10 protein-coding genes and 1 pseudogene are annotated in these 14210 nt (G+C 35.2%); 10 read left to right on the forward strand and 1 reads right to left on the reverse strand.

Annotation, left to right across the window (positions count from 1 at the left end):
- Nucleotides 1-87: 87 nt before the first annotated feature.
- The gene (locus BN863_RS01125; protein ID WP_038526427.1) at nucleotides 88-483 is read right to left on the reverse strand and encodes an SPOR domain-containing protein; all 396 of its coding nucleotides are present in this window, start codon (nucleotides 481-483) and stop codon (nucleotides 88-90) included.
- Between the two features lie 211 nt (nucleotides 484-694).
- Between BN863_RS01125 and BN863_RS01130 the strand changes: the two genes are divergently transcribed.
- The 10 genes and pseudogenes from BN863_RS01130 (at nucleotide 695) to ruvB (ending at nucleotide 14208) form a co-directional block, all read left to right on the forward strand.
- A complete protein-coding gene (locus tag BN863_RS01130) occupies nucleotides 695-1987 on the forward strand; it encodes a cytochrome c3 family protein (RefSeq protein ID WP_038526430.1) in 1293 nt (430 codons plus the stop codon).
- Between the two features lie 30 nt (nucleotides 1988-2017).
- Nucleotides 2018-5302, forward strand: a complete 3285-nt coding sequence (locus BN863_RS01135; RefSeq protein WP_038526433.1) for a TAT-variant-translocated molybdopterin oxidoreductase — start codon at nucleotides 2018-2020, stop codon at nucleotides 5300-5302.
- 31 nt (nucleotides 5303-5333) lie between these two features.
- Nucleotides 5334-6755: pseudogene (nrfD, locus tag BN863_RS01140) on the forward strand (NrfD/PsrC family molybdoenzyme membrane anchor subunit); the annotation flags it as partial.
- A gap of 39 nt (nucleotides 6756-6794) precedes the next feature.
- On the forward strand, nucleotides 6795-7328 hold the full coding sequence (locus BN863_RS01145) for a DUF3341 domain-containing protein (RefSeq protein WP_038526438.1): 534 nt from the start codon (nucleotides 6795-6797) through the stop codon (nucleotides 7326-7328).
- 9 nt (nucleotides 7329-7337) lie between these two features.
- Nucleotides 7338-7895 carry a c-type cytochrome gene (locus BN863_RS01150; RefSeq protein WP_038526441.1) on the forward strand — a complete coding sequence of 186 codons (558 nt, stop codon included), beginning with the start codon at nucleotides 7338-7340 and terminating at the stop codon, nucleotides 7893-7895.
- A gap of 28 nt (nucleotides 7896-7923) precedes the next feature.
- Complete coding sequence (locus BN863_RS01155) at nucleotides 7924-9279, forward strand: hypothetical protein (RefSeq protein ID WP_038526443.1); 1356 nt, start codon at nucleotides 7924-7926, stop codon at nucleotides 9277-9279.
- Between the two features lie 48 nt (nucleotides 9280-9327).
- Nucleotides 9328-10401, forward strand: a complete 1074-nt coding sequence (locus BN863_RS01160) for a cytochrome c oxidase subunit II (RefSeq protein ID WP_038526446.1) — start codon at nucleotides 9328-9330, stop codon at nucleotides 10399-10401.
- A gap of 36 nt (nucleotides 10402-10437) precedes the next feature.
- Nucleotides 10438-12228 (forward strand): cytochrome c oxidase subunit I, encoded by a 1791-nt coding sequence (locus BN863_RS01165; RefSeq protein ID WP_038526448.1) that lies wholly within the window; start codon nucleotides 10438-10440, stop codon nucleotides 12226-12228.
- Nucleotides 12229-12312: 84 nt separating this feature from the next.
- The gene (locus BN863_RS01170; RefSeq protein ID WP_038526450.1) at nucleotides 12313-13128 is read left to right on the forward strand and encodes a DNA/RNA non-specific endonuclease; all 816 of its coding nucleotides are present in this window, start codon (nucleotides 12313-12315) and stop codon (nucleotides 13126-13128) included.
- 57 nt (nucleotides 13129-13185) lie between these two features.
- On the forward strand, nucleotides 13186-14208 hold the full coding sequence (gene ruvB / locus BN863_RS01175) for a Holliday junction branch migration DNA helicase RuvB (protein WP_038526453.1): 1023 nt from the start codon (nucleotides 13186-13188) through the stop codon (nucleotides 14206-14208).
- Nucleotides 14209-14210: the final 2 nt, after the last annotated feature.

A 14210-nucleotide genomic window follows, 5' to 3' on the forward strand; every position in this document is an offset into this window, starting at 1 on the left:
TCTATCTAAAACAATGATATATGTCATGGTTTTAGATACTGCCAATTACCAACTGTTATTTAGTAAGAATTGCCCACCATTTTAATGCTAGCTTTTTGCTTTTGGTTTAAAGATAAAACCATTCGGATATTTCGTTTTAATTTCTGTAAGTGCACGGTCTGCTTCTAAACGTGTTCTATAGCTTCCTACCCATATTTTATAGTTAGGTGTTTCGTAAACTAATGTACCTTCCCACTGGTTAAAATCGCCATTATATTCCTTTAATACATCTTCTGCATCTGCACGGTTCCCAGAGTATAATTGGATCTTAAAACGGTCTGTAGCGTTCTCATCCTTATTCATTTCCTTCTTGACATCTAATAGCTCCTTAATCTTATCATCCTGATTAATTGCAATGCTTCCTTGTTGTGCAAAGGTTTTTGTAGAGAGTGTAAAAACACAAAAACCAGTAAAAGCTATAATTTTAAATTTCAATAATTTCATTTTCAAGTTATTTGCTACAAATGTAAAAGTAATTCATCTAAAGTTATAATAATTTTTTATTTAGAACTTTTCTAAATTAACCTTAACAGAACTATAACGTTTTTACGATCCACTTTAAATGTTATTTTTGTTCCAAATTTTATAACTGTTCTTTCATCAGTTTTTGATGGAAAAATCACACAAAAGTTAAGAAGTTAATTCAACCAATAATATGAAACAGGTGATTCACCGTAAATTAAGCAAAAACATCTTACGTTTAGCTATAGTTATTTTACTTGCGTTTACAACCTCTCTTTCGGCTCAAGGCGACCCGGCAAAAGGGAAAGCATTGTTCAACTCTAATTGTGCAGCATGTCACCAATTAGATAAGAAAATGACAGGTCCTGCATTGCGTAACATTGAAACGCGATTAAGTGAAGAGGCAGGAGTTGATAAAGAATGGTTACATTCTTGGATTCGTAACAGTTCAGGGCTTATTAAGTCTGGAGATGAATACGCCAACAAAATCTTTAATGAATACAATGGTGTGCCAATGACGGCATTCCCACAATTGTCTGACGAAGATTTAGATAATATATTAGCGTATACCGCTGAAGAAAAAGCTGCTCCCGCTCCAGCGGCTGCAGGTGCAGTTGGTGCTGGAAGTGCTAGTGGTGAAGGCGATGGTATTTCTAACAAAATTATATTAGGTGCGTTAGTACTGTTATTTGGTTTGTTAGCGATGGCATTAATTTTAGTACGTCAAACATTAAATCGTTTTGCTAAAGCTAAAGGTGTAGAGGTAGAAGATTCTTCTCGCTTACCACTTTGGAAAGCTTTTGCTCAGAATCAATTTTTAGTATTAGTAACTGTTGTATTGTTTTTATTAGTAGGAGCATATTACGCTTACGGTTTTATGATGCAAGTTGGTGTTGATCAAGGATACCAACCCGTACAACCAATTCATTATTCTCACAAAATACATGCTGGAGATAACGGTATCGATTGTAAATACTGTCACTCTTCTGCAAGAGTAAGTAAAACATCAGGTATTCCATCTTTAAATGTGTGTATGAACTGTCATAAGTCTATTTACGAAGTAGCAGAAAGTACAGCAACTCCCGAATACAGTAAAGAGTTTTACGATGGTGAAATCCAAAAGTTATATAAAGCTGTAGGTTGGGATGATACTGAGCAAAAATATACAGGAGAAACACAACCAGTAAAATGGGTGAGAATTCATAATTTACCAGATTTCGTTTACTTTAACCACTCGCAACACGTTACTGTTGCAGGGGTAGATTGTCAGACATGTCACGGTCCTGTTCAGGAAATGGAAGTTATGTATCAGCATGCTCCATTAACAATGGGATGGTGTATTAACTGTCACAGAGAAACAAACGTAAAAGTTAAAGACAACGATTACTATACAAAAATCCACGAAGAATTATCTAAGAAGTACGGTGTTGAGGAGCTTACAGCTGCGCAAATGGGTGCCTTAGAATGTGGAAAGTGTCATTATTAATTTATTTAAGAAGTAATTCAATTATACAATATGTCATCAAACAAGAAATACTGGAAAAGTGTTGAAGAGCTAAACGAAGATAGCTCTATTGTTGAGGCGCTAAAACAAAACGAATTTGTTGCAGAAATTCCTGCCGACGAGTTTTTAGGTGATAAAGCAACGCTTGAGTCATCTTCAACAAGTCGAAGAGATTTCTTAAAATATGTTGGTTTTAGTACAGCAGCCGCTTCGCTTGCAGCTTGTGAAGGACCAGTTATTAAATCGATTCCTTATGTAGTTCAGCCGGAACAAATAATTCCTGGTGTTGCTAACTATTATGCAACAACTATAGCAGACGGTTTCGATTTTGCTAGTGTTTTAGTAAAAACACGAGAAGGTCGTCCTATTAAAATTGAGAACAATTCCTTAGCAAAAACTAACGGAAGTGCTAATGCAAGAGTTAATGCTTCGGTATTAGGATTGTATGATAGTTTAAGAGTTCAGGGACCTACAAAAGGAGGGAGCCCTGTATCTTGGAATGATTTTAATTCTGAAGTCGCTTCTAAATTATCATCTTTAAGTAGTGCAGGAAAAGAAATTGTTTTGTTAACACAAACATTTGCCAGTCCTTCTACAGAAAGATTAATCAATACATTTAAAGAAAAATACGGTAATGTACGTCATGTAGTTTATGATGCAATATCAGAATCTGCAGCTTTAGATGCTTACCAAGCAAAATACGGTCGTCGTGGTCTAGCTAATTATAACTTTGCTCAAGCAGAAACTATAGTTTCTTTTGGAGCAGATTTTATTGGCGATTGGCAAGGTGGTGGTTATGATGCAGGATATTCTAAAGGGCGTATTCCACAAGATGGTAAAATGTCTAAGCATATTCAGTTCGAGGCAAATATGTCTTTAACTGGAGCAAATGCAGATAAACGTGTACCTTCTACTCCAAGCCAACAAAAAATAGCTTTAGCTAAATTATACGGATATATTGTTGGTAGTTCTGTTGCAGGAACTTTACCAGAACATATAGAAGCAGCAGTTAAAACTACAGCAGCGCAACTTAAAAAAGCTGGTGCAGCAGGTGTTGTTGTAACAGGAATACAAGATGTAAATGCTCAAGCTTTAGTATTAGAAATTAATACAGCTTTAGGTAGTAGAGCGTTTAAGCCAAGAGTACCTGTGTTAACAAGACAAGGTAACGATAAGGATGTTGCGCAATTAGTTGCAGATATGAATTCGGGTCGTATTGGTGGAATTATTATGAGTGGAGTTAATCCATTATATAGTTTACCAAATGCAGCACAATTTGCTGAAGGATTAAAGAAAACAGAATTAGCTGTAACCTTCTCGATGAAATCGGATGAAACAGCTTCTCAAACAGAATATTTAGCTGCAGCTCCTCATTATTTAGAATCATGGGGTGATGTAGAATTAAAACGCGGACACTATGCGTTAACACAACCAACTATCCGTCCGTTGTTCGATACAAAACAATTCCAAGATGCTTTATTAACATGGACAGACAACTCAATGTCTTACCACGATTATATTAAAGAAACATGGAATGCTAGTATTTTAGGTGGTGCATCTTTCAATCAAGCCATTCACGATGGGTCATTTATTGCAGGTTCTCTAGGAGCTTTAGTAAATGGTGTGTCTAAGGAAACAGTTGAAGAAGTAAAAACGACTTTAAAAGAAAAGAAGCAAAGAACTTGGGCTGGTGGTGTTATTCATGATGCAGCAGTAGGTATAGGTCTTGCTAAAGAAGATAAAGACGAATATGTAACGTCTAAAACTTCTAAAACAGTTTCTAATGGAAACGGTATTTTAGGCGGTGAAGGTTTTGTTATCAATGAAATTTCTGGTGCAGCAGTAGCTTCTGCTTTAGTAAGCTCAGCAAATGCAGATGGATTAGAATTAGTATTATATTCTAAAACAGGAATGGGAGATGGTCAACAAGCCAATAACCCATGGTTACAAGAATTTCCAGATCCAATTACAAGAACATCTTGGGATAACTACTTAACAGTATCTAAAGCTGATGCAGAAGCATTAGGTTTAATGAACAAGCACGTTGCAAACGGAGGTTTAAATGGAAGTTATGCTAGTGTTACAGTAGATGGATATACTTTAGAAAAAGTACCTGTGCTTATTCAACCAGGTCAAGCTAAAGGTTCTGTTGGTTTATCGTTTGGTTACGGTAGAACTGCAGGATTAAAAGAAGAAATGCAGACTGGTGTAAACGCTTTTGGTTTATATCAAAACTTCAATAACATTCAAAACGTTAGTGTAAGTGCAGTTGCTGGTGAACATGAGTTTGCTTGTGTGCAATTACATAATACCTTAATGGGACGTGGCGATATTATTAAGGAAACCACTTTAGAAATCTTTAATACTAAAGATAAGAAAGAGTGGAATTCTGTTCCAGTGGTATCATTAAACCACGTTGAAACTCCTGTAACATCTCCAGATGTGGATTTATGGGATGAGTTTGATCGTACAATTGGACATCACTTTAATTTATCTATTGATTTAAATGCGTGTACAGGATGTGGTGCTTGTGTTATTGCATGTCACGCAGAAAACAATGTACCTGTTGTAGGTAAAAGTGAAATCCGTCGTAGCCGTGATATGCACTGGTTACGTATTGATAGATATTATTCTTCAGATGAATCTTTTGAAGAAGATAATATTAAGAAGGATGAATTTTCTGGTTTATTCGGAGATAAAGGTTCATTAGGTGGATTTGGAGAATTAGAACATGCTTCAGAAAATCCACAAGTGGCTTTCCAACCTGTAATGTGTCAACATTGTAATCACGCACCTTGTGAAACTGTATGTCCTGTAGCGGCAACATCACATGGTCGTCAAGGTCAAAACCAAATGGCATATAACCGTTGTGTAGGTACAAGATACTGTGCTAACAACTGTCCTTATAAAGTACGTCGTTTTAACTGGTTCTTATACAATGGTAACGATGAGTTCGATTACCATATGAATGATGACTTAGGACGTATGGTATTAAACCCAGACGTAGTAGTACGTTCTCGTGGAGTTATGGAAAAATGTTCTATGTGTATTCAAATGACACAGAAAACAGTTCTTGATGCTAAACGTGACGGACGTGAAATTAAAGATGGTGAATTCCAAACAGCATGTTCTGCAGCGTGTAGCAGTGGTGCCATGGTATTTGGAGATATTAATGACAAAGAAAGTAAGGTAGCACACCTTAAAGAAGATAATCGTATGTATCACTTGTTAGAGCATATTGGAACAAAACCTAATGTGATTTATCAGACAAAAGTGAGAAATACAACAGAAGCATAATTAACGAATTAAGAAATAATTAGATAAGGATATGGCGTCTCATTACGAAGCACCTATAAGAAGACCCTTAGTTACAGGAGAAAAGTCTTACCACGATGTAACTGTCGATGTAGCAAGACCTGTAGAAGGAAAAGCAAATAAATTATGGTGGATAGTTTTTTCTATTTCATTAGTTGCTTTCCTTTGGGGAATAGGATGTATTTTATACACAGTATCAACTGGTATTGGAACTTGGGGTTTAAATAAAACCGTAGGTTGGGCCTGGGATATTACCAACTTCGTTTGGTGGGTAGGTATCGGTCACGCAGGAACATTAATTTCTGCAGTACTTTTATTATTCCGTCAAAAATGGAGAATGGCAATTAACCGTTCTGCGGAAGCCATGACAATCTTCGCGGTTTTTCAAGCAGGTTTATTCCCAATTATCCACATGGGTCGTCCATGGTTAGGATACTGGGTATTACCAATTCCAAACCAATTCGGTTCGTTATGGGTAAACTTTAATTCACCTTTACTTTGGGATGTATTTGCGATTTCAACATATTTATCTGTATCATTAGTATTCTGGTGGACAGGTTTATTACCAGATTTCGCGATGTTAAGAGACCGTGCAGTAAAGCCTTTCCAAAAGAAAATCTACGGATTGTTAAGTTTTGGATGGTCTGGTAGAGCTAAAGACTGGCAACGTTTCGAAGAAGTCTCTTTGGTACTTGCAGGTTTAGCAACTCCACTTGTACTTTCTGTACACACCATTGTATCTTTTGACTTTGCTACTTCGGTAATTCCTGGATGGCATACTACCATTTTCCCTCCTTACTTCGTTGCAGGAGCGGTATTCTCAGGATTCGCTATGGTAAACACACTTCTTATTATTATGAGAAAGGTGTGTAACTTAGAAGACTATATTACAGTACAACATATCGAATTAATGAATATCGTAATCATGATTACAGGTTCTATAGTTGGTGTGGCTTATATTACAGAGTTATTTATTGCTTGGTATTCTGGTGTAGAATACGAACAATATGCGTTCTTAAACAGAGCAACAGGTCCTTATGCATGGGCATACTGGATGATGATGTCTTGTAACGTATTTTCTCCACAGTTTATGTGGTTTAAGAAACTAAGAACAAGTATTATGTTCTCTTTCTTTATTTCGATTGTTGTAAACATCGGGATGTGGTTCGAGCGTTTTGTAATTATTGTAACATCGTTACACAGAGATTACTTACCATCGTCTTGGACAATGTTCTCGCCTACATTTGTAGATATAGGAATATTTATTGGAACAATAGGATTCTTCTTTGTACTTTTCTTATTGTACTCTAGAACATTCCCTGTAATTGCACAAGCAGAGGTTAAGACTATTTTAAAGTCTTCAGGAGAGAGTTACAAAAAAATTAGAGAGCGAGGAGATAGTTTAGCAGGTACTGGTGCAGACCCTAGAACTTCTGGAACCTCAGTTAATAATTCAAAAAACTAAAAGTAGCATATGGAATCTTCAAAAGTTATTCACGCTATTTATACAGACGACGATATTTTAATGGCTGCCGTTAAAGATGTACGTTTGGCAAAACATCATATAGAAGAAGTATATACACCATTTCCAGTTCACGGACTAGACAAAGCAATGGGATTAGCTCCAACACGTTTGGCAATCACCGCTTTTATTTATGGATGTATTGGTTTAATTGTAGCAACAGTGATGATGAATTTTATCATGATTGAAGATTGGCCTCAAGATATTGGAGGAAAACCAAGCTTTAGTTATTTAGAAAACATGCCTGCTTTCGTTCCAATTATGTTTGAACTTACAGTGTTCTTCGCAGCCCACTTAATGGTAATTACATTTTACTTACGTAGTAAAATATGGCCTTTTAAAGAAGCTGAAAACCCTGATCCAAGAACTACTGATGACCATTTTTTAATGGAAATTGCTGTAGCAAATAACAATGAATCAGAACTTACTGAATTGTTAAAAAATACAGGTGCAGTAGAAATTAATTTAGTAGATAAAGCACATTAATACAGACCAATGAAAAGCTTAATAAAAATATTTGCAATAGCCGTAGTTTTAATATCTGTCGTTTCTTGTCAAGAAAACGGAAGACCTAACTATCAGTTTATGCCTAACATGTATGAGTCTGTGGGGTACGAAACATATAGTGAAACTACTGCATTTAGAAATGGAGTAGAAGCGCAATTACCTGCTGAAGGTTCGGTAGCAAGAGGACATATTCCTTTTGAAATCGCTAACGATTTAGATGGATATAATTTAGCAAAAGAAAGCTTAATGAGCCCTTTAGATTCAACTCAAATTGATACTAAAAGAGGTAAAGAATTATACGATATTTATTGTGGTATCTGTCACGGTATGAAAGGTGATGGTCAAGGTACTTTAGTAAAAAGAGAAAAGATTTTAGGAGTTCCTAAATACGATGATGCTGGACGTAATATTACTGTTGGTAGTGTATATCATACCATTTACTACGGTAAAAATGCAATGGGTTCTTATAGTAATCAATTGTTAGAAGAAGAGCGTTGGCAAGTAGCTGCTTATGTTATGGAACTTAAAGCAGATTTAGAAAAGTAAGTCGATTAGATAAAGATTATATATAGATATGTACACACTTTCAAATAAATTAAGAACATTTTCTTTCGCTCTAATAATCTTAGGATTTATAGGGGTAGTATATGGTTTTATGTCTTCTCATAAATCTTTAGACGAAGTAAAAACTATGTTGGCTGAAGAAGCTGCACATCATGGAGGAGGTCACGCAGTAGCTGAAGATACCCATGTTGTAGATGCTCAAGATATGCATGGTGAAGCAGCAGCACACGGAGAAGTGGCTGATGCTCATCATGGCGATGCTCATGCCGAACACGTTCAACATCAAATAGCAAATAGACCGTGGTCTGCATTATATGTAGCTGCTTTCTTTTTTATGATGATTGCTTTAGGTGCTTTAGCATTCTATGCAATTCAATACGCATCTCAAGCAGGTTGGTCTCCAGTACTTTTTAGAGTTATGGAAGGTATTACTGCTTATTTATTACCTGGTGCTTTAATTGTACTTTTAATAGCTGTTGCCTCTGGTACTATAGGTCATTACAATATTTTTATATGGATGGACCCAGAAGTTGTAGCTCACGATAAATTACTTCAAGGAAAAGCCAATTGGTTAAATATTGGATGGTTTGCATTTAGAGGTTTAATTTTTATAGCAGGTTGGTCTTTATACAGACACTTTTCTCGTAAATTTTCTTTAGCTCAAGATGAAGCTAGTGACGATAAAAACTTCAAGAAAAACTTTAGAATCTCTGCTGCATTTTTAGTATTCTTTATTTATTCAGAATCTATCATGTCTTGGGATTGGATTATGAGTGTAGATCCACACTGGTTCTCTACTTTATTTGGATGGTATTTATTTGCAAGTATGATTGTTAGTGCTGTTACTGTAATTGCATTAGTAGCTATTTACTTAAAATCTAAAGGATTATTAACACTAGTTAATGATAGCCATATTCATGATTTAGCTAAATTCATGTTTGGATTTAGTATTTTCTGGACATACTTATGGTTTTCACAATTTATGCTTATCTGGTACTCTAACATTCCAGAAGAGGTAACTTATTTTGTAACACGTATAGAAGATTATAACTTACCGTTCTTTGGTATGGTTGCTTTAAACTTTTTATTCCCTCTATTAATCTTAATGAATAGCGACTTTAAACGTCTTAACTGGTTTGTAGTTATGACAGGTTTAGTTATTTTATTCGGACACTATTTAGATATTTTCAATATGATTATGCCTGCAAGTGTTGGAGATAGATGGTTTATTGGTATTCCTGAAATAAGTTCAGTATTATTATTTGCTGGATTGTTTATATTTGTGGTTTTTACAGCAATATCGAAAGCGCCATTATTAGTTAAACGTCATCCATTAATTAAGGAGAGCGAACATTTCCATTATTAATTTTAGTACGCTAGTAACAGTAACATATAAAGAACAATAACAAACAGTATGACTGCTTTATTTATAATTTTAGTTTTAGTATTTATAACAATTGCTATCTGGCAAATGGTTAAGATTTTCGATTTGGCTCAAGTGGGCTTACCAGAAAATAATCAAATTGCTACAGAAAAGGACAATACCATGAACGCCTATTTAATGATAGCGTTCTTGATTTTCATTTATGCTATTACCATCCTTTGTGTAGTTAAATGGGGAGATTTACCTTTATTATCTAATTCTGCTTCAGAACATGGACCTGGAATTGATAATTTAATGATTATCTCTTTAGTTCTAATTTTTATTGTGCAAACAATCACTCAATTTTTACTTCACTATTTTGCTTTTAAATACAAAGGTGAAAAAGGACGTAAAGCATTATTCTTTGCAGATAACAACACATTAGAAGCTATTTGGACTATTATTCCTGTAATTACATTAGCAGGTTTAATTATCTACGGTTTATTTACTTGGACTAGCATTATGAATGTTAGTGAAGATGATGATCCAATTATAGTAGAATTATACGCACAACAGTTTAACTGGAAAGCGAGATACGGCGGAAACGACAATACCTTAGGGAAAGCTAACGTGAGATTAATTGATATCGATAAAGCGAACATCTTAGGTTTAGATGAATCTGATCCTAATGCTCAAGACGATATTATTACTTCAGAATTATATTTACCTGTTGGGAAACCAGTATTATTTAAAATGCGTTCTCAAGATGTATTACACTCTGCTTATATGCCTCACTTTAGAGCGCAAATGAACTGTGTTCCTGGAATGATTACTCAGTTTGGATTTACACCATCTGTTACTACAGCAGAAATGCGTCAGAATCCAGATATCGTTGAAAAAGTTAAAAACATCAATGAAATTAGAGTTGAAAACAGTAAGGAATTAGTTGCTAAAGGTGAAGATGCTTTAGACCCATATGAATTTGATTATTTATTATTGTGTAACAAGATTTGTGGAAAATCGCACTATAATATGCAAATGAAAATTATAGTGGTTTCTCAAGAAGAATACGATGCTTGGCTTAAAGAGCAAAAGATATTCAAGAATTCATTAGTAGTAAATTAATTCAATCAACTAGATTTAAAAAACCGAAAATAGATTATGTCAGCACACGCAGATACTCACGCACACGACGACGACCACGGACATCATCAGCAAACCTTTATCACGAAATATATATTTAGTACAGATCATAAAATGATCTCTAAACAATTCTTGATAACGGGTGTATTTATGGGGGTTATTGGAATCCTTATGTCTATCATGTTCCGTATACAAATTGCTTGGCCTGAGCAACCTAATGTTTTATTTGAAGCATTATTAGGTAAATGGGCACCAAACGGTGTTATGGATGCCGATATTTATTTAGCATTAGTTACTATACATGGTACCATAATGGTATTCTTTGTATTAACAGCAGGTTTAAGTGGAACATTTAGTAACTTATTAATTCCGTTGCAAATTGGTGCACGAGATATGGCCTCAGGATTCCTAAACATGGTATCTTACTGGTTATTCTTCTTGTCTAGTATCATTATGTTATCATCTTTATTTGTTGAAGCAGGACCAGCAGCAGCAGGTTGGACAATCTATCCGCCGCTATCCGCTTTACCAATGGCACAAGGTGGTTCTGGAATGGGGATGACACTTTGGTTAGTATCTATGGCTATCTTTATTGCTTCATCTTTAATTGGCTCTCTTAACTATATTGTTACAGTACTTAATTTACGTACTAAGGGAATGTCTATGACAAGATTACCGCTTACTATCTGGGCTTTATTTGTTACAGCAATTATTGGTGTTGTATCTTTCCCAGTATTACTATCTGCGGCTTTATTATTAATTATGGATAGAAGTTTTGGAACATCATTCTTCTTATCAGATATATTTATTCAAGGTGAAGTTTTACATTACCAAGGTGGTTCTCCGGTTTTATTCGAGCACTTATTCTGGTTCTTAGGTCACCCTGAAGTTTACATTGTAATTTTACCTGCAATGGGATTAGTGTCAGAAATTATGGCTGCAAACTCACGTAAACCTATTTTTGGTTACCGTGCCATGATTGCTTCAATCTTAGCTATTGCTTTCTTATCTACAATTGTATGGGGGCACCATATGTTTGTTTCTGGAATGAATCCTTTCTTAGGTTCTGTATTTACATTTACAACATTATTAATTGCAATTCCATCTGCTGTAAAAGCTTTTAACTGGATTACTACAATCTGGAAAGGTAATATTCAGATGAACACTGCCATGTTATTCTCTATTGGTTTCGTATCTACTTTCATTACTGGAGGTTTAACAGGAATTATTTTAGGAGATAGTGCTTTAGATATTAACGTTCATGATACATATTTCGTAATTGCTCACTTTCACTTAGTAATGGGTATATCTGCACTTTACGGTATGTTTGCTGGAATTTACCACTGGTATCCAAAAATGTTTGGACGTATGATGAATAAAAACTTAGGTTATATTCACTTCTGGGTAACTGCAGTTTGTGCGTATGGTGTATTTTTCCCAATGCACTTTATTGGAATGGCAGGTTTACCAAGACGTTACTATACTAACTCTGCGTTCCCATTATTCGATGATTTAGCCGATGTAAATGTTGTAATTACCGTTTTTGCAATTATTGGAGCAACGTTCCAAATTGTATTCTTATACAACTTCTTCTCTAGCATGTTTATCGGGAAGAAAGCAACACAAAACCCTTGGAAATCGACTACATTAGAGTGGACTACTCCAGTAGAACATATCCACGGAAACTGGCCAGGAGAGATTCCTACAGTACACCGTTGGGCTTACGATTACAGTAACCCTGGACACGATGTAGATTTCGTGCCTCAGAATGTTCCTATGAAAGAAGGAGAAAAAGAATTACATCACTAAAAGTAATTTATAAACATATTAAAAAGCCTTTTCATTTCTTTTGAAAAGGCTTTTTCTGTATATTTTAAATTCTTAATTTTTACTATGAAAAAGTTTTTAACTGTTATCGGTGTTGTATTTATTATTGGTGTGTATGCCTACGATCAGTATTTAAAAAATGATGATTTTAATACAACCGATACATATGCTCCCGAAGATGATTTTCGTAATAAAAAAGAGAATACCTATTACTTACCTACATCAACTACAGGTGCTATTGTTTTTCATAACAATTATACTTTATCTTATAACGAAGCGCATGAACAAGCCGAGTGGGTTGCTTATATGTTGAAGAAATCGGACATCGTGTATACCAAACGTAAACGTCCTTATTTTAATGAAGACAAAGCCGTAAAGACAAAATCCGCAGATTGGAGAAGTTATAAAAATTCAGGTTATGATCGAGGACACTTATGCCCAGCTGGTGATCGTAGGAAGACTATCAATTCTTATAACGAAACTTTTTTAACAAGTAACATATCTCCTCAAGATCATGATTTTAATGCCGGTATTTGGAATGATTTGGAACAACTGGTACGTACTTGGGCAAAATCTTATAACGATGTCTATGTTGTTACTGGAGGTGTTTTAAAAGGTAACCTTAAAACTATAGGAAAAGACCAAGTTTCAGTCCCTGATTATTTTTATAAGATTATCTTTAAGGATCAAGGCGATACATCTAAAATGATTGGATTTATTATTCCTAACCGTCCTAATGAAACGCAGGCTTTACAAAGTTATGTGGTTTCTGTAGATTATATAGAGTCACAGACCGGGATAGATTTCTTTCCGAAATTAGATGATGCATTAGAAATTAATTTAGAACGTGCAGCTTCTACCAAAGGGTGGCGTTTTAGATAATTAGTTAAATTCTTTTATTCGACTTAAATATTGATTTACTTTACTTTTTTATAAAATATGAACGAAAACTTGAATCCAGAAAAAGAACATTTCTCATCAGAGGAAATGGATGTTGAAAAAGCATTAAGACCCTTGTCGTTCGATGATTTTGCTGGACAAGATCAGGTTTTAGAAAATCTAAGTATTTTTGTTGAAGCGGCGAATCGTCGTGGCGATGCTTTAGATCACACGCTTTTTCATGGTCCTCCAGGACTTGGAAAAACTACTTTAGCGCACATCTTAGCTAACGAACTTGGCGTAGGAATAAAAGTTACCTCAGGCCCTGTATTAGATAAACCTGGCGACTTAGCAGGTTTGTTAACGAACCTCGATGAACGTGATGTTTTATTTATTGATGAAATTCATAGATTGAGTCCTATTGTAGAAGAATATTTGTATTCGGCCATGGAAGACTACAAAATTGATATTATGATTGAATCGGGACCCAACGCAAGAACCGTTCAAATTCATTTAAACCCTTTTACACTTATAGGAGCAACAACACGGTCTGGTTTATTAACGGCACCCATGCGTGCGCGTTTCGGAATTAGTAGCCGATTGCAATATTATTCAACTGAATTATTGTCTACCATAGTACAACGTAGTTCAGAAATATTAAATGTTCCTATGGATATTGATGCCGCTATAGAAATTGCAGGTCGTAGCCGCGGAACGCCGCGTATTGCTAACGCACTATTAAGACGGGTCCGGGATTTTGCCGAAATTAAAGGTAATGGAACCATCGATTTAGCAATTGCAAAATTCGGATTAAAAGCACTAAATGTAGATGCTCATGGTTTAGACGAAATGGATAATAAAATTTTAACAACTATTATCGATAAGTTTAAAGGTGGGCCAGTAGGAATTACTACCCTAGCAACAGCCGTTAGTGAAAGTGCCGAAACTATTGAAGAAGTTTACGAACCCTTTTTAATTCAGCAAGGGTTTATAATGCGTACACCAAGAGGTCGTGAAGTTACAGAAGCGGCTTATTTACACTTAGGTCGTACTAAAGGTCCAACTCAAGGCGGATTATTTTAAAA

Source organism: Formosa agariphila KMM 3901, assembly GCF_000723205.1.
Classification (GTDB): Bacteria; Bacteroidota; Bacteroidia; order Flavobacteriales; family Flavobacteriaceae; genus Formosa; species Formosa agariphila.